The sequence below is a fragment of the Streptomyces sp. NBC_01474 genome (assembly GCF_035918215.1).
GTDB classification, from domain to species: domain Bacteria; phylum Actinomycetota; class Actinomycetes; order Streptomycetales; family Streptomycetaceae; genus Streptomyces; species Streptomyces aureus.
The window spans coordinates 6,073,388-6,088,845 of record NZ_CP109449.1 but is presented as its reverse complement, the minus strand read 5'-3'; the positions used below and the strand labels follow the sequence as shown (position 1 = coordinate 6,088,845).

General features: G+C 71.5%; 15 protein-coding genes. 9 read left to right on the top strand and 6 right to left on the bottom strand.

What is annotated here, in order from left to right:
* Window positions 1-37: 37 nt before the first annotated feature.
* The 3 genes from OG758_RS28010 to OG758_RS28000 all read left to right on the top strand — a co-directional run bounded on the left by OG758_RS28010 (window position 38) and on the right by OG758_RS28000 (window position 2,570).
* Complete coding sequence (locus tag OG758_RS28010; RefSeq protein WP_266563100.1) at window positions 38-1,189, top strand: lipid-transfer protein; 1,152 nt, start codon at window positions 38-40, stop codon at window positions 1,187-1,189.
* 158 nt (window positions 1,190-1,347) lie between these two features.
* Window positions 1,348-1,800: a Zn-ribbon domain-containing OB-fold protein gene (locus tag OG758_RS28005; RefSeq protein ID WP_326712479.1), complete on the top strand. Its 453-nt coding sequence runs from the start codon at window positions 1,348-1,350 to the stop codon at window positions 1,798-1,800.
* Window positions 1,797-2,570, top strand: a complete 774-nt coding sequence (locus tag OG758_RS28000) for an enoyl-CoA hydratase/isomerase family protein (protein WP_326712478.1) — start codon at window positions 1,797-1,799, stop codon at window positions 2,568-2,570. Before OG758_RS28005 ends, OG758_RS28000 begins: the two co-directional genes overlap by 4 nt.
* Window positions 2,571-2,592: 22 nt before the next feature.
* Here the strand turns inward: OG758_RS28000 and OG758_RS27995 are convergent, their stop codons facing one another.
* Window positions 2,593-3,189, bottom strand: coding sequence for a hypothetical protein (locus tag OG758_RS27995; RefSeq protein ID WP_326712477.1), 597 nt, complete (start codon window positions 3,187-3,189; stop codon window positions 2,593-2,595).
* 142 nt (window positions 3,190-3,331) lie between these two features.
* On the opposite strand from OG758_RS27995, the gene OG758_RS27990 reads away from it, so the two are divergent.
* A complete protein-coding gene (locus tag OG758_RS27990) occupies window positions 3,332-3,988 on the top strand; it encodes a hypothetical protein (RefSeq protein WP_326712476.1) in 657 nt (218 codons plus the stop codon).
* Here the strand turns inward: OG758_RS27990 and OG758_RS27985 are convergent.
* The gene (locus OG758_RS27985) at window positions 3,985-6,414 is read right to left on the bottom strand and encodes an outer membrane protein assembly factor BamB family protein (protein ID WP_326712475.1); all 2,430 of its coding nucleotides are present in this window, start codon (window positions 6,412-6,414) and stop codon (window positions 3,985-3,987) included. The genes OG758_RS27990 and OG758_RS27985 overlap by 4 nt on opposite strands.
* A 215-nt stretch (window positions 6,415-6,629) precedes the next feature.
* Entirely contained in the window at window positions 6,630-7,313 is a 684-nt protein-coding gene (locus OG758_RS27980; RefSeq protein ID WP_326712474.1) for a VOC family protein, read from the bottom strand.
* A gap of 299 nt (window positions 7,314-7,612) precedes the next feature.
* Here OG758_RS27980 and OG758_RS27975 point away from each other — a divergent pair, with 299 nt between their 5' ends.
* Window positions 7,613-8,260 carry a TetR family transcriptional regulator gene (locus tag OG758_RS27975; RefSeq protein WP_100596046.1) on the top strand — a complete coding sequence of 216 codons (648 nt, stop codon included), beginning with the start codon at window positions 7,613-7,615 and terminating at the stop codon, window positions 8,258-8,260.
* Window positions 8,261-8,360: 100 nt separating this feature from the next.
* On the opposite strand, the gene OG758_RS27970 is transcribed toward OG758_RS27975, so the two are convergent.
* On the bottom strand, window positions 8,361-8,837 hold the full coding sequence (locus OG758_RS27970) for a nitroreductase family deazaflavin-dependent oxidoreductase (RefSeq protein ID WP_326712473.1): 477 nt from the start codon (window positions 8,835-8,837) through the stop codon (window positions 8,361-8,363).
* Window positions 8,837-10,039, bottom strand: coding sequence for an acyl-CoA dehydrogenase family protein (locus OG758_RS27965; protein ID WP_326712472.1), 1,203 nt, complete (start codon window positions 10,037-10,039; stop codon window positions 8,837-8,839). Before OG758_RS27965 ends, OG758_RS27970 begins: the two co-directional genes overlap by 1 nt.
* Before the next feature lie 143 nt (window positions 10,040-10,182).
* On the opposite strand from OG758_RS27965, the gene OG758_RS27960 reads away from it, so the two are divergent.
* From OG758_RS27960 to OG758_RS27945, 4 genes are all read left to right on the top strand, one after another.
* Complete coding sequence (locus OG758_RS27960; protein ID WP_326712471.1) at window positions 10,183-11,361, top strand: thiolase C-terminal domain-containing protein; 1,179 nt, start codon at window positions 10,183-10,185, stop codon at window positions 11,359-11,361.
* 194 nt (window positions 11,362-11,555) lie between these two features.
* Window positions 11,556-12,512 (top strand): hypothetical protein, encoded by a 957-nt coding sequence (locus tag OG758_RS27955; RefSeq protein ID WP_326712470.1) that lies wholly within the window; start codon window positions 11,556-11,558, stop codon window positions 12,510-12,512.
* A gap of 152 nt (window positions 12,513-12,664) precedes the next feature.
* Window positions 12,665-14,116, top strand: coding sequence for an amino acid permease (locus OG758_RS27950; protein ID WP_326716054.1), 1,452 nt, complete (start codon window positions 12,665-12,667; stop codon window positions 14,114-14,116).
* Window positions 14,117-14,218: 102 nt separating this feature from the next.
* Window positions 14,219-14,872 carry a pyridoxine/pyridoxamine 5'-phosphate oxidase gene (locus tag OG758_RS27945; protein WP_326712469.1) on the top strand — a complete coding sequence of 218 codons (654 nt, stop codon included), beginning with the start codon at window positions 14,219-14,221 and terminating at the stop codon, window positions 14,870-14,872.
* A 10-nt stretch (window positions 14,873-14,882) separates the two neighbouring features.
* On the opposite strand, the gene OG758_RS27940 is transcribed toward OG758_RS27945, so the two are convergent.
* Window positions 14,883-15,458, bottom strand: coding sequence for a GNAT family N-acetyltransferase (locus tag OG758_RS27940; RefSeq protein WP_326712468.1), 576 nt, complete (start codon window positions 15,456-15,458; stop codon window positions 14,883-14,885).

Here is a 15,458-nt window from a genome sequence, read left to right as displayed (position 1 = left end):
ATCGTGGTGGCATCACGGCGTGCGGAGGTGGCTTGCGATGGCGGGGCTCAAGGACGCGACGGCCATAGTGGGGATCGGGCAGACGGCCTTCGGCAAACAACTCCCGGAGAGCGAAAAGACTTTGGCCTGCCGGGCCATCCTCGGCGCGCTCGACGACGCGGGTATCGCGCCTTCCGAGGTCGACGCCTTCGCCTCGTACACGATGGAGGAGACCGACGAGGTCGAGGTCGCCAAGGCCGTCGGCGCGGGGGACGTGACCTTCTTCAGCAAGGTGGGGTTCGGGGGCGGCGGATCGTGCGCGACCGTCGCGCATCTGGCCGCCGCCGTCGCCACCGGGCAGGCGAGCGTCGGGGTCGCGTGGCGGTCGCGCAAGCGGGGGTCGGGGCCGCGTCCGTGGAAGAACACGGCGGTCCAGCTGCCGACGCCGGCACAGTGGACCCGCCCGTACGGGCTGCTGCGCCCCGCCGACGAGATAGCGATGCTCGCGCGGCGCTACATGCACGAGTACGGGGCGACCAGGGACCACCTCTTCAACGTCGCGCTCGCCTGCCGCAACCGCGCCAACCAGAACCCGGCCGCGATGATGTACGAGCGGCCGCTGACGCGCGACATGTATATGACGGCCCGCATGATCAGCGAGCCGCTCTGCCTCTTCGACAACTGCCTTGAGACCGACGGCGCGTTGGCGTGCGTCATCGTCTCCGCCGAGCGGGCGCGCGACTGCCGCCAGAAGCCGGTGTACGTGCACTCGGTCGCGCAGGGGCTGCCGTCCCAGCACCACGGGATGGTCAACTACTGGAACGACGATCCACTGACGGGGCCGGCGTGGACCGCGGCCCGACACCTCTGGAAACAGGCGGACTTCGGACCGGAGGACGTGGACGTCGCGCAGATCTACGACGCGTTCACGCCGCTGATCCCGCTGTCCCTGGAGGGCTACGGGTTCTGCGGGCGCGGCGAGGGCGGCGCGTTCACGGAGGGCGGGGCGCTGGAGATCGGCGGACGGCTGCCGCTCAACACCGGTGGGGGCGGGCTCAGCGAGGCGTACGTCCACGGTTTCAACCTGATCAACGAGGGCGTGAAACAACTGCGCGGCATCAGCACGGCGCAGGTACCGGGCGCGGGGACGTGCCTGGTGACGGCGGGCGAGGGGGTTCCTACGTCGGCCTTGCTGCTGCGGGGGGCGTGACTTTGTCGCTGCGGGGCGGCGTGGCCACTGCTGTTGCCGCGGCCGGGGCAGTTGCCGCGGCGGGGCAGTTGCCGCGGCCGGGGCAGTTGCCGTAGCCGCTGCCGCCGCCCTGGCGGAGTTGGACTCACCCATGACAAAAAGGGAAGTTGGATTGACCAATGACAGAATCTGAAATCTGTTATCTGTCACCTGTCATCGATGACGACGGTGCACCCTTCTGGCACTACGCCGCCCAGTCCCAACTCCGCATACAGGCCTGCGCCTCTGCCACCTGCGGTGAGCTGCGCTTCCCGCCTCGGCCCTGCTGCCCGCACTGCGGGTCGTTCGAGAGTGAGTGGCGGCTCATGAGCGGGCGGGGGCGGATCTGGTCCTACGTCGTCCCGCATCCGCCGCTGCTGCCCGCGTACGCCGCCGTCGCCCCGTACAACGCGATCATCGTCGAGCTGGCGGACGCGCCCCGGATCCGGCTCGTCGGGAATCTGGTCGCCTCCGCCGACGCGGCCCTGAACTCCGTCGACCCCGGACGGCTGCGCATCGGCGCGAAGGTGCAGGTCGTCTTCACCGACGTGGACGGCGTGACGATGCCCCGCTGGGTTCTGGAGCGGCCGTGAGCGTGCGCGTCGAGACCGACAAGGAGACCGGGGTCGCCGTCGTCACCCTCGACCGGCCCGAACGCCACAACGCGATCGACCTGGCGACCGTCGATGAACTCACCGCCGCCTGGCGGGGGTTCAGGTTCGACGACTCGGTGCGCGCCGTCGTCATCACCGGCGCCGGCGAGCGGGCCTTCTGTACGGGCATCGACCGCGACGCCGAGGTGCCGCAGCCGCAGTCCCCGTACAGCATCGACGATCCGCTCGTCGCGGTCGGGCCCAAGACCAACGATCTGTGGAAGCCCGTCGTCGCCGCCGTCAACGGGATGGCGTGCGGCGGGGCGTTCTATCTCATCGGCGAGAGCGAGTTCGTCGTCGCCGACGAGAGCGCCACGTTCTTCGACCCGCATACGAGCTACGGCATGGTCAGCGCCTACGAGACCATCCACCTCGCACAGCGCATGCCGTTCGGCGAGGTGGCACGGATGGCGCTCATGGGGACCGCCGAACGGATCTCGGCCCGGCGCGCGTACGAGACCGGGCTCGTTTCCGAACTGACCGCGCCCGGCGGCGCGTTGGCGGCATCGGTACGCTGCGCCGAGACGATCGCGTCGTATCCGACCGAGGCCGTGCAGGGCACGGTGCGGGCGGTGTGGGCGGCCAAGGAGGCGGCGCGCACGCAGGCCCTCGCGCACGCGCCGCAGTTGATCGCCCTGGGCAATCTGTCTCCGGAGCGGCAGGCCGAGCTGTTCTCCGCGCGGCGGCCGGGCGGGTTCCGGGTGCGGTGACCGACGGCGGGGAAGCAGGGCCTCAGCTCGGGGCCGGGGCTCCGTCGAGCCGGCAGTGGTCGATGGACTGGAGCAGGTCCGCGCCGCCGCCGGGCCTCACCTTGGCGATCTTCGTGCCGTTGGCCGGGACGGTGACGGACGTGGTGCCGTCGATGACGGTGATGTCGCTCGCGTCCTGGAAGTGAAGGGTGAGGTTGTAGCGGCCGTCCCGGCTGCCGCGGTTCCTGAGCTCGACGGACGCGTACGCGGAGTCCTTGCCCGCACACGTGAGGACCTTCGCCGTGATGTCGGCGCTCCGGCCGCTCCCCGAGGTGCTGGAGGTGCTGGGAGTGCGGGTGGGACGCCTGTTGTAGCTGCTGCCGCCTGACGTGTAGCCCGAGGAGCCCGAGCCGGAGCTGCCGTACGAGTCGTCGTCATCGTCGTAACTCGAACCGCCTGTCGTGCTCGACGACGATCCGCTGTGATTCTGCTTCGAGCTGGAGCAGCCGCCTCCGCTGCTGCTACTGCTGCTGTGTCCCCTGCTCTTGGACGACCCGTGACCGCGGCCCGTCGAGAATCCGGTCAGTGCGAGTACGACCACGGCCGCCAGTGCCGTGAGCTTCAACCCTCGTCGCAGCATCCTTCTGCTCCCCCGAAAATATGGTGATCCTTGCGTTCCTTTTGGCGACCCGACACCGTAGCAGCGCCGCGTGGCGAGGGGTGTGGTCCCGGCGTAGCGTCGGGACCGAGAGCCGAACCGGGCCGGACTCAGGAGGCTGCGCATGGTCCGCAACGTCCTTGGGTCGATCCTCGCTCTCATCGGAGCGACGGCCGCCGTTTCCAGCCCCTTCCGTGCGTGGTACGACGGCCGTCACGGGCGCTATTACCGTCTCGGTGACCTGTTCACGGGTGCCGGAGTGACCGACGCGCGCGCGGCGTTGCTCGGTTCCCTCCTCCTGCCGTTCGTGGTGGCCGCCGCGGCGACGCTGATCGGGATCGCGCTGCGGTCGCGGCTGCTCGTCGCGTTCGCGGGCGTGGTGGTGCTCGCCTTCGCCGTGCTGTGGATGGTGCGGGTGGGGCAGGCCGAGGGGCGGATGGTGGTGGCCGGTGACGGTTCCGGGCTCGGGCTCGGAGTGGCCGGCGCGGTCGTCGGCGGCGCACTGCTGCTGCTCGGTGCGGCCGTGATGAGCGGGCGGCAGAAGCGGCAGCCCGAGTACGCGGACCAGGGGTACGCCGGTGACAGCGGCCCGGAGCCCACGCACTTCACCGACCCGGTGCCTCCCCCGGCGCCCACGCTCGACGGGCCCCAGCACACGCTGGAGGGCCCGATGCAGCCGTACGCCGAGCAGCCCCCGTACCCGGATCCCCCTTACGAGGAGCCCCCGTACGAGGAGGGGCAGCAGGGGCACCCGGGTGGGCAGCCCGGCGACAAGCCCTAGCGCGCCGAAGCCGTCCCGGTGCCCTTTTCCGCGTCCAGCGCGTACACGCAGCGGTCCTTGCTGCACGCGTACACCACGCCGTCCTTGACCACGGGTGCGCCGGTGATCTCGCCGCCCGTGGCGAGCTTCCAGCGGAGGCGGCCGTCGTCGGCCTTGAGGGTGTAGAGCAGGTGGTCGGTGGCGCCGAAGTGGATGCGGTTGTCGGCGACCACGGGTGAGCCGACGACCTCGCCGCCCGCCTGGAAGCGCCACTTGGGCGTGCCGGTGACGGCGTCGAGGGTGTAGAGGCCCTGGCCGCTGCCCACGTGGACGTGGCCGTGCGAGACGAGGACCGGTTCGATGGAGGAGGGGCGGGGCTCCGTCGCGATGCGCCAGCGGTCGCGGCCGTCGGTGGCGTCGAGGGCGTAGACGGTGCCGAGATGGTCGGCGAGGTAGACGCCGCCGCCGGTGACGGCGGGTCCGGGGGCGAAGGCGGGCGGGCAGAGGAACACGGCGGGCGCCTCGAAGTGCCAGCGGACATGGCCGCTCACGACGTCGACGGCCAGGACGCGGGTGCCGGCGGCCACGTAGACGTAGCCGTCGGAGGCCTGGGTGAGACGGACGGGGACGCCGCCGCAGGAGGCCGCGTCGCCGATCGGGTACGACCAGCGCTCCTCGCCGGTACGGGCCTCCAGCGCGCGCAGCCGGGCGTCCTGCCAGACGTAGACGGTGCCGTCGTGGATGACGGGTCCGGCCTCGGGGGACTCGAAGTCGGTCTGGGCGCCGGTGATCTCCCACAGCTTGTCGCCGTTGACGGCTTCCCAGGCCTGGACGCCGCCGCCGCGGGTGCCGGTGACGACGGTGCCGCGGTCGGCCTTGAGGGAGTACACCCAGGCGTCGGTCTGGAGCCGCCACAGGTCGTGTCCCTCGCGGGCGTCGAGCGCGTAGAGGGTGGGGCCGTCGGAGGCGTGGATCCGGCCGTCGGCGACGGCCATGGACCAGGCGACGTCGCGCGTCTTGAAGCGGCGGCGGCCGGTGGACACGTCGAGCGCGTGTACCTCGAAAGAGGTCACGTAGACGAGGTCGCCGGCCACGGACGGGGTGCCCCACACGTCGTTCGACATGCGGAAGCGCCATGGGCGCCAGGCGGCGCCCGCCTCGGGGGCCGGGGCGGGGACCACGGGATCGGGGGTGCCGTTGACGCCGGTCTTGGGGCGGGACCAGGACGCGGCGAGGCCGGCGTCGGCGGGCGGTGCCTTCACGGCGGCGGCGCGGGCGTCGGCGACACGGGGGCCGGGGCCGATCGGGACCTTTGCCCCGGCCAGGCGCACGGGTCCGGCGTCGGGTGCGAGGCCCGCGGTGGCGGCGACCGGTGGGGGTACGGGCGCGGGGCGCCAGCCGCCGGTGCCGGGGGCGTGGGACGGGGGCGGGCCGGGGGGCTGCGCGGGCATGGCCGGCATGGGGCCGGGGCCGGGGCCGCCGCCGTGCACGCCACGGCCGCCGCTGCCGCCGCGGCCGCCGCGGCCGGGACCGCTGCTCTTGACCGGGGGCCGTCCGCCCCTGCGTTCCTCGATGAGCGCGACGGAGCGCTCGGGAAGCCAGGCGGACGCGGTGCCGCTGTCGTCGCTGCCGGAGCCGAAGAGGTGCGGGGCGAGCTGGGCCTGGAGGTCCGCGGGCGAGGGCCGCAGCGGGGCCTCCATCTTCATGCAGGACTCGATGAGGGGCCGCAGTTCGGCGGGCAGTCCTTCGATGTCGGGGCCTTCGCGCAGCAGCATGAAGACGGTCTCGACGGGGTTGGCGCCGTGGAAGGGGGCGTGTCCGGTGGCGGCGAAGACGAGGGTGGAGCCGAGGGAGAAGACGTCGGAGGCCCCGGTGACGCTCCGGGAGTCCTTGGCCTGCTCGGGCGACATGTAGGCGGGGGTGCCGACGGCGACGTTCGTCATGGTCAGGCGGGTGTTGGAGACGCCGGAGGCGATACCGAAGTCGATGACGCGGGGGCCGTCCTCGACGACGAGCACGTTCGACGGCTTCAGGTCGCGGTGGACGAGGCCCGCGCCGTGGATGGACTGGAGGGCCTCGGCGATTCCGGCGGCGAGCCAGCGCACCGCCTGGGCCGGCAGCGGCCCGCACTCGTTCACTATTTCTTCGAGGGAGGGCGCGGGGACGTAGGCGGTGGCGAGCCACGGCACGGCGGCGCGCGGGTCGGCGTCGACGACGGCTGCCGTGTAGAAGCCGGATACGGCGCGGGCCGCCTCGACCTCGCGGGTGAAGCGGACGCGGAAGAGCTGGTCCTCGGCGAGTTCGGTCCGCACGGTCTTGATCGCCACGCGCCGGCCGGAGGCCGAGCGCGCGAGATAGACGAGTCCCATGCCGCCGGCGCCGAGCCGTCCGAGGACCTCGAACGGGCCGATCCGCCTCGGATCGTGCTGCGTCAGCTGATCCACCACTTGCCTGCCTCCCCGTACGGGACCGGGTCGCTGTGCACAGTCCCCGCTCAGCGTCTCACCACCGAAGCGCTACGGCGGCACGCACCCCGATTCTTCCTGTACGGGCCTCCGGTTGCGAACCCGGGGGCAAATCGGGGTGTCACGGGAGAGGTGCCGCATTACGGGTGGATTCCGCGGGAGCGGGAGGGGCCGGGAGGGAAGCGGGAGGGGCCCCTTCAGCCCTGGTGGACGGCGAAGGCGGCGCCCTGGTTGTCGGTGAGGACGGCCACGCGTCCGTACGGGGTGTCGAACGGTTCTTCCTTCACGCGGCCGCCGAGGCGGGTGGTGGCGTCGGCCGTGGCCTCGCAGTCGGTGACGGCGAAGTGGACGAGGAAGCGGGCCGGGGCGTTACCGGCGGCGGAGATGCCGAGGTCAGCGGCGCCCTGCCGCAGGACCGAAGCGTAGAAGGGGGCGACGGTCGTCCTGTCGCGTGCGTGGAGCTCTGTGCGGCGGAACGTCCCGGGTTCCCCCTGGGTCTCGAAGCCGGTGTGGGTGCCGGCCTGCCAGAGGCCGAAGACGGTTCCTTCGGGGTCGGCGGCGAGCGCCATGGTGCCGAAGGGGCCGATGGAGAGGGGTTCGACGAGGAGGTGTCCGCCGCAGCCCCTTACGGCGGAGGCGGCGGTCTCGGCGTCGCGGGCCTTGAAGTAGACGGTCCAGCCGGTGGGCGTGCGCCCGTCGCGGTCCGGGGTGAGGGCTGCGACGTTCCTTCCGTCGCGGTAGGCCTGGGTGTAGTAGCCGTACTCGGCACCCGCGCCCTCGTCGAAGGTCCAGCCGAAGAGGTCGCCGTAGAAGCGCTTGCCCGACTCCACGTCGGGGAGCGCGGCGTCGGCCCAGCAGGGGGCGCCCTCGGCGAACTCCATCGGCGTGCGTCCTTCCTGTTCACCTGCCGTACGCGGGCGTGCCGTCCGTCACTGCGGGGAGGGGTGTCCCCTGGGTGGCAGGGTGTCGCGTCCGGGGGCCGGCGGCACAGCCAATTCGAACACTTGGCCAATTTTATCCACCGGGTTTTCCACAGGCTGTTGATAACTTCTGCGACCCCACCGGCCCCCACATGCGCAAAAGCCCCGGGCGACCCCTCATCAACCCATGTGCCGGAGCCCTCAACCCCATTTGCAGTCGGCCGAATCGCGCTCCGATCACCCCTCGGTAAGCTGACGGCATGACAGGACAAGTACGTACCGTCGACGGCCGCGTGGCCGGACGGCGTGGTCAGGCGACGCGTCAGAAGCTGCTGGAGTGCCTCGGCGAGATGCTCAGCTCCTCGCCCTACCGGGACGTCAAAGTCATTGATGTGGCCCGGAAGGCAGGCACTTCACCGGCGACCTTCTACCAGTATTTCCCGGACGTCGAGGGCGCCGTTCTGGAGATCGCCGAGCAAATGGCCACGGAGGGCGCCGGGTTGACCCAGCTCCTCGAGGGCCGCTCATGGGTCGGCAAGGCCGGCTGGCAGACCTCGCAGGAACTCGTCGACGGATTCCTCGAGTTCTGGCGGAAGAACGATGCGATCCTGCGCGTCGTCGACCTCGGCGCGGCCGAGGGCGACAAGCGCTTCTACAAGATCCGCATGAAGATCCTGAACTCCGTGAACAACTCCCTTACGGATACGGTCAAGGAGCTCCAGGCCAAGGGCAAGGTCGACAAGGACGTGAGCCCCGCCGCGATGGCCGGCTCGCTCGTCGCGATGCTCGCGGCGGTGGCCTCGCATCAGAAGGGCTTCCAGACCTGGGGCGTCAAGCAGGCCGAACTCAAGCCCAATCTGGCCCTGTTGGTGCACCTTGGCGTCACCGGCAAGAAGCCGACGAAGTAGCCCTGGAGCGGTCCTTCGGGGTTTTCCAGTTCCTGTCGAGCAGCGGCGGTTCGCGTGTCACGTGAGCCGCCGCTGTTGCAGTTCCCTCCCCGGGTCCGCCCTATCGGCGTTCCAGCCGGAAGAGCCTGATCTCCCGTTCCACCCTCGCCTGGTACGTCGCGTACGGCGGCCAGAACTTCAGCACCGCCGCCCAGGCCTCCTCCCGCTCCGCGGAGTCGAGCAGCCGCGCGGTGACCGGGATGTCCTCGCCCTTCCAGTTGATGTCGGCGTCCGGATGGGCCAGCAGGTTCGCCGTCCAGGCGGGATGTCCCGGGCGGCCGAAGTTGGACCCGATCAGCAGCCAGGTGCCGGCCCCCTGCTCGGGCATGCAGGCGAGTGGCGTACGCCGTGGGAGTCCGCTTTTCGCGCCCTGCGCCGTCAGGATGACCCCCGGCAGCATCTGCGCGCTGAGCAGCACCTTTCCCCGGGTGAGCCGGTGCACGGTGCGGTCCATCGCGGGGATGAAGTGGGGGGCGACGCGGGCGAAGGCGCGGGTCGACGAGACCTTCTGCAGAAGTCTCACTCCAGGTGGTGCCATCAGGCCGTCGCCTCCTGACGGGTGAAGAGCTCGGCGGATTCCGCGGCGCGTGCGCGCAGCAGGTGGACGGGGCCGAAGAGCAGTTCGTCTCCGGTCGCGCGCTTGAGGTAGAGGTGGGCGTCGTGCTCCCAGGTGAAGCCGATGCCGCCGTGCAGCTGGACGGCCTCGGACGCGGCGGTGCGCAGGGCTTCCAGGGCCTGGGCGAGGGCGAGGCCGCCCGTCCGCTCCCCGCTCCCGGAGCCCGCCGCCCAGGCCGCGTAGTACGCCGCGGAGCGCGCCGCCTGCACCTGGACGTAGACGTCCGCGAGGCGGTGCTTGACCGCCTGGAAGGAGCCGATGGGCCGCCCGAACTGTTCGCGCCGGCGCACGTGCTCGACGGTCCGTTCCAGGGCGCGCTCGGCGGCGCCGACGGCTTCCGCGGCGAGTACGGTCGCGGCCGCGTCACCCATGGCCGCCAGAGCCGCGGCCCCCTCGCCGCCCTCGCCGGAGCCCAGCAACTCGGCTGCCACGTCCCGTAGTTCGACCCGGGCGCGGGGACGTGTCTCGTCGAGGGACGTCCGGCGGGTCCTGACGACTCCCTGCGCGTCGCCGTGCACGAGGAAGAGCAGGGTGCGTGAGCGGGCGAAGCCGCCGGTGTGCGCGGCGACGATCAGGAGGCCGGCGCTGTGTCCGTCGAGGACCTGGTCGGCCTGTCCGTACAGGCGCCAGCCACCGTCATGCCGGTCGTCCTGCCTGGCCTGGACGCCGCCCGCGCGGCCGCCGCCCGACCAGTCGCCGCGGTTGTCGCCGGTCAGGCCGAGGGCGGTGGCGAGAGCCTCACCGGGCACGGCGAGCGTCGCGGTCAGGGCGCCCGACGCGATGCGGGGCAGCAGTTCGGCGCGCTGTGCCTCGGTGCCGAGGGCGAGGACGAGCGGGGCGGCGAGCGCCGCGGTGGCGACGAGCGGGGAGGGGGCCAGGGCGCCGCCCGACTCCTCGCAGGCCAGGGCGAGTTCGGTGATTCCGCAGCCGACTCCGCCGTATCGCTCGGGGAGCGCCAGGCCGGGCAGGCCGAGTTCGCCGCCGAGAGCCGACCACAGGGCCGGGTCGTAGCCGGCGGGGGTGGCGACGGCGGCCTTGACGTCTTCGGGGCCGCAGCGTTTGTTCATGAGTTCGTGCAGGGTGCGGCGGATCTCGTCCTGTTCCGCGGTGAAGGCGGCGTCCATACGGGCTCCTCCCCTGGGGCCCGGCGACCCCGGAACCCCTGTTCTGACGGTGCGTCATGCTAGGGCGGCGAGGTCGGGAAGCACAGAGATGTGCACAGAGAGAGCGTCTGGCGGATCCGGGGATCTGATGTACCGTCAGATTCATGACTGCCGCACTTCACGGTTCCCGCCGGGTCGCCATCGCCGGCATCGCCCTCTCCGACTGCGGCCGCGTGGACGAGGCCACTCCGTACGCCCTGCACGCCCAGGCCGCCCGCCGCGCCGTTGCCGACGCCGGGCTCCCCCCCGATGTCGTCGACGGGTTCGCCAGCGCGGGCCTCGGGACCCTCGCCCCGGTCGAGGTCGCCGAGTATCTCGGCCTCAAGCCCCGCTGGGTGGAGTCGACTTCGGTCGGCGGCTCCACCTGGGAGGTCATGGCGGCGCACGCCGCGGACGCCATCGCCCAGGGCCATGCGCGCGCCGTCCTGCTCGTCTACGGGTCGACGGCCCGCTCCGACGTCAAGGCCGGGCGACGCACGTCGAACCTGAGCTTCGGCGCCCGCGGACCGCTCCAGTTCGAGGTGCCGTACGGGCACTCGCTGATCGCCAAGTACGCGATGGCGGCGCGGCGCCACATGCACGAGTACGGCACGACCCTGGAGCAGCTCGCCGAGGTCGCCGTGCAGGCGCGGGCGAACGCGGCGCTGAACCCGGAGGCGATGTTCCGCGATCCCGTCACCGTGGACGACGTGCTCGACGGGCCGATGATCGCGGACCCGTTCACGAAACTGCACTGCTGCATACGCTCGGACGGCGGCGCCGCCGTGCTGCTCGTCGCCGAGGACCTGCTGCCCGACTGCGCCAAGTCACCGGTGTGGGTGCTCGGTTCGGGGGAGTACGTGTCGCACACGACGATGTCCGAGTGGGACGACTTCACCGTGTCCCCGGCGGCGGTCAGCGGGAAGCTCGCCTTCGAGCGGGCGGGCGTCACACCCGACGAGATCGACCTCGCGGAGATCTACGACGCCTTCACCTACATGACGCTGGTGACGCTGGAGGATCTGGGGTTCTGCGCGAAGGGCGAGGGCGGATCGTTCGCGGAGAAGGGGCGGCTGCTGCGGGACGGCGGGCTCCCGACGAACACGGACGGCGGCGGCCTTTCGGCCCAGCACCCGGGAATGCGCGGGCTGTTCCTGCTGGTGGAGGCGGTGCGGCAGCTGCGGGGCGAGGCCGGGGAGCGCCAGGTGCGCAAGGCGGGCGGGCGGCTTCCGAGGCTCGCGGTGGCGTCCGGCACGGGCGGATGGTTCTGCTCGTCGGGGACGGTGGTGCTCGGTACGTCCTGAGGCCGCGTCCATAAGAAACCGTAAATCGGCACAATAAATTTGCAATTTCAATAAACCGATCCCGGACCGCTCAGGTTCCGCGTCATAAACGACCCGGAACCTGTTATTTCGGATGCACAGTTTCCGTAGGGCATGAACCTGAGTAGGGTGCTCCCCGTCGTCCGTACGGAAAAGCAGAACAGTGGCAGGGGAGCATGACCGCCGGCTCGTTCGAAGGACAGTACGTCTGGCATCCCGCCGCCGACGACCGAGAGCTGGCCAGGGCCTGCACGGATTTACGGGCGGGCCGCTACTTCGGCGCGCACTCGGTACTCAAGGAGACCCACGGCGACTTCGGACTGCGCGCCCACCGCTCCCTCGTGCTGGCCTCCGTCGCCGCCGACTCCGACCTCACCGAACGCTGGCTCGAGGAGGAGCCCGGCCCCGACGCCGCCCTGCTGTGGGCGCGTGTCGCCGTGTTCCGGACCCTGCGCGCCGCCCAGTCGCACGACCGGCGCATCGGTGCGCTGGGCCGGATAGCGCTCGCCGCCTGCGACCGGGCCGCGGACCTCGCGCCCAAGGACCCCACCCCGTGGGCCGCCCGGCTCTCCCTGGCCCGCCTCCAGCGGCCCCGCGACCGTGCGCCGCAGGGCCTGCTCACCGAACCCCGCGGCCCCTGGGCCCAGTTCGAACACGTCACGCGCCTCGACCCCTGGCACCGCGAGGCCCACCACCAGTTCCTGGCGTTCTTCTTCACCCGGCACGGCGGCAGCGCGAACGCGGCCTGGGACGTGGCCGCGTATCTGAGCCAGCGCGCCCCGGCCTCGTCCCCGCTGCGCCTGCTGCCCCTGGTCACCCTCGTCGAGGGCCACAACCCGGCGCACCTCCTCGCGGAGCACACCTGGGACCAGCCGCAGTGGAAGGCGACGGCGCTCGGCGCGTACCGGAACTGGCTGCCGCAGGTGCCCGGTTACCGCTTCACGCCGGTCCTCGACCTGGCGTATCTGGCGCACGCGCTGCACATGGCCCAGTGCGCCTTCGAGGCGCGGGCGGTGTTCACGGCCATGGGCCCGTACGCGTCCCGGATGCCGTGGAGCGTCTTCGGCGACCCCGAGGAACAGCTCAGCAGGGCGCGGCGTGCGTGCGGCCTGCCGGTCCCCCACAGCACCTGACCGCCGCCGCCCCACAGGTTTCGGAAATTCCCCCACACCGGAAGGCCGAGGTTGTGTCCGACCCCCTGACCAGCGCACCCACTCCCCCCACGTCCCCCACCAGATCCGGGCGGCCCTCCGCCGCGCTCGACGACGACGCGACGCTGCACGCGATGGGCTACCCGCGGAAGCTGACCCGGCGCTTCAAGGCGTTCGACAATTTCGCGATTTCCTTCACGATCATCAACATCATCTCCGGCATCTTCTCCTCCTTCGGGTTCGGAATGAACGCCGGCGGGCCGCGCATTCTCGTGTTCGGCTGGATAGCCGTCGCGGCCATGGTGCTTTTCGTCGGAGCGTCGATGGCCGAAATTGCATCGGCGTATCCGACGAGCGGGGCGCTCTATTTCTCCGCGGGAAAGCTGGCGAAACGGCACAAGGGCGCCTGGTCCTGGTACACGGGCTGGCTGAATTTCGTGGGGCAGGTCGGCGGCACCGCGGCGACGGGCTACGCGGCGGCGACGTTCATCCAGGCGTTCCTCGTCATGCAGTGGCCGTCGTACCACGCGACGGCGCAGCAGACGGTCCTCATCACGGCGGTGATCCTGCTGCTCCAGGCGCTCGCCAACACGTACACGGTGCAGCTGGTGGCGCTGGTCAACCGGATCTCCGTGTGGTGGCTCCTCGTCGGCATGGTGGTCATCGTGGTCGCGCTGATCGCCGTACCGGACCATCACCAGTCGGCGTCGGTCGTCACGCAGTTCACCAACAACACCGGCTTCTCCAACGGGATTTACGCGGCTCTGCTCGGCCTCCTCGTGACCAGCTGGACGTTCACCGGCTTCGACGGCAGTTTCCACATGTCGGAGGAGACGGTCCAGGCGACGGTCAACGCGCCGAAGGGCATCATGCGGTCGATCGGCTACTCCGCCGTCACCGGCCTGATCCTCATGCTGGCCCTTGTCTTCGCGATCGGCGACTACGCGGCGCAGGCGAGCGCGTCGGCGCCGCCCGTGCAGATCCTCATCGACGCGCTCGGCATGACGACCGCGAAGCTCCTGCTGCTGATCGTGATCGGCTCGATGCTGTTCTGCGGCCTGGCCAACATGACGAGCAACACCCGCCAGATCTTCGCCTTCTCGCGTGACGGCGCCATGCCGGGCTCGCGCTGGTGGCACTCGGTCTCCTCGCGTACGCGCACGCCCGTGAAGGCCGTGTGGCTCGCGGCGGCCTGCTCGCTGGTCCTCGTGGTGCCGGGCTGGTGGTCGCACACGGCGTTCACCGCGATCGTGAGCGTCAACGTCGTGGGTCTCTACCTCGCGTACGCCGTTCCGATCTATCTGCGCCTGCGCCACGACGACTTCCAGCAGGGGCCGTGGAACCTGGGCCGCTGGGGCAAGCCGGTGGCCGCGGTCGCGGTGGTCTGGATCGTGGCGAGCAGCGTCCTGTTCATGCTGCCGCAGGCGTCCCCGATCAACGCGACATCGTTCAACTACGCGCCGATCGCGCTGGTCGCCGTCCTCGTGATCGCGACGGTGTGGTGGTTCGCGACGGCCCGCCGCCGCTTCCAGGGACCGGTCAGTTACGGCAGCCCGGACGAGGTCGCGGCGATGGACCTGATCTGACAGGCCTCGCCTGACGGGCTTCACTCATCTGGCGTACGGGTCGCCCCGCCTTCCGGACCCACCGGTCGGCGGGGCGATCGCGTCCACCGCCAGAATCGGTGCATGCCGGAACTGCGAGAGATCCTGAAGTCCCTGCGCGTCTGGGACACCGAACTGCCCGGGTTCGACCCGTCCGCGGCCCCGTCCGCCCCGCTGCCGCTCTTCGTCGAGTGGTTCGCCGAGGCCGTCGCCGCGGGCCAGTCAGAACCGCACACCCCGTCCCTCGCCACGGTGGACGGCGACGGACTGCCCGACGTCCGTACCGTGATGCTGCACGGCGCCGACGAGGACGGCTTCCACTTCGCGTCCCACGCGGGCAGCGCCAAGGGCCGCCAGCTCGCGGCGCACCCGCAGGCCGCGCTCGGCTTCTACTGGCCGGCGCAGGGCCGCCAGATCCGCGTACGCGGTGATGTCACCACCCAGTCGCCCGAGGTGAGCCAGGCCGACCTCCACGTCCGCTCGACGGGAGCGCTGGCGGCGGCCCTGGTCGGCCACCAGAGTGAGGTCCTCGGCTCGCAGGAGGAACTGGAGTCGGCCTCGGCCGCCGCCTGGGAGCACGCGCAGGCCGACCCGAAGGCCCCCGCCCCGACCTGGACGGCCTACGCGCTGGCGCCGCGCGAGGTGGAGTTCTTCCAGGGCGACGCCCGCCGCCGCCACATCCGCCTCAGGTACCGCGCCACGGAGGCGGGCTGGGTACGGGAGCTGCTCTGGCCGTGACGCGGGCGGCTCACGCCGGCCGGGGCTCGGGGTCCGAGGCGAGGCGGGCGTGCAGGTGCGCGTCACGGAAGGCGTCCTGCCGCCCCGCCTCGAACATCGCGCCCCGCAGCGTGCCCTCGTACCGGTATCCGCCGCGCTCGGCGACCCGGCAGGACACCTCGTGCCCGAGGGCGTGCCCCAGTTCGAGCCGGTGGAGGCCGAGTTCACCGAACGCCAGCCGCGAGGCGAGGCTCAGCGCACGCGTCGCGACCCCGCGCCCCCGGGCCTCGGGCAGCACCCAGTAGCCGACGTGTGCGGTGCTGAACTCGGGAATGATCATGTTGACTCCGACGTGCCCGAGCACCTCCCCCGTGCTCTCGTCGGTGACGCAGCAGGACACGGATTCGCCGCTCGCCAGCGCCTCCTGGCGTGAGCGCAGGTACGCATGGGCGCCGGCGAGGTCGTCGACCGGGGTGAGCGGGGTGTTCCAGCGCCGGAACTCGGGGTCGCCGAGCCCGCGCAGCACCGCGGCGGCGTCCCCTTCGTCCCCGGCCCGCCAGCCCCGCAGAAGGAGTCCGTGGCCGCGTATCTGAGGGGTGTCGGTCAT

Bases quoted from the DNA above. Each gene is read 5' to 3' on its own strand.
- OG758_RS28010 (WP_266563100.1), top strand. From the start codon at position 38: ATGGCGGGGCTCAAGGACGCGACGGCCATAGTGGGGATCGGGCAGACG.
- OG758_RS28005 (WP_326712479.1), top strand. From the start codon at position 1,348: ATGACAGAATCTGAAATCTGTTATCTGTCACCTGTCATCGATGACGAC.
- OG758_RS27995 (WP_326712477.1), bottom strand. From the start codon at position 3,189: ATGCTGCGACGAGGGTTGAAGCTCACGGCACTGGCGGCCGTGGTCGTA.
- OG758_RS27990 (WP_326712476.1), top strand. From the start codon at position 3,332: ATGGTCCGCAACGTCCTTGGGTCGATCCTCGCTCTCATCGGAGCGACG.
- OG758_RS27980 (WP_326712474.1), bottom strand. From the start codon at position 7,313: ATGGAGTTCGCCGAGGGCGCCCCCTGCTGGGCCGACGCCGCGCTCCCC.
- OG758_RS27975 (WP_100596046.1), top strand. From the start codon at position 7,613: ATGACAGGACAAGTACGTACCGTCGACGGCCGCGTGGCCGGACGGCGT.
- OG758_RS27970 (WP_326712473.1), bottom strand. From the start codon at position 8,837: ATGGCACCACCTGGAGTGAGACTTCTGCAGAAGGTCTCGTCGACCCGC.
- OG758_RS27965 (WP_326712472.1), bottom strand. From the start codon at position 10,039: ATGGACGCCGCCTTCACCGCGGAACAGGACGAGATCCGCCGCACCCTG.
- OG758_RS27960 (WP_326712471.1), top strand. From the start codon at position 10,183: ATGACTGCCGCACTTCACGGTTCCCGCCGGGTCGCCATCGCCGGCATC.
- OG758_RS27955 (WP_326712470.1), top strand. From the start codon at position 11,556: ATGACCGCCGGCTCGTTCGAAGGACAGTACGTCTGGCATCCCGCCGCC.
- OG758_RS27950 (WP_326716054.1), top strand. From the start codon at position 12,665: ATGGGCTACCCGCGGAAGCTGACCCGGCGCTTCAAGGCGTTCGACAAT.
- OG758_RS27945 (WP_326712469.1), top strand. From the start codon at position 14,219: ATGCCGGAACTGCGAGAGATCCTGAAGTCCCTGCGCGTCTGGGACACC.
- OG758_RS27940 (WP_326712468.1), bottom strand. From the start codon at position 15,458: ATGACCGACACCCCTCAGATACGCGGCCACGGACTCCTTCTGCGGGGC.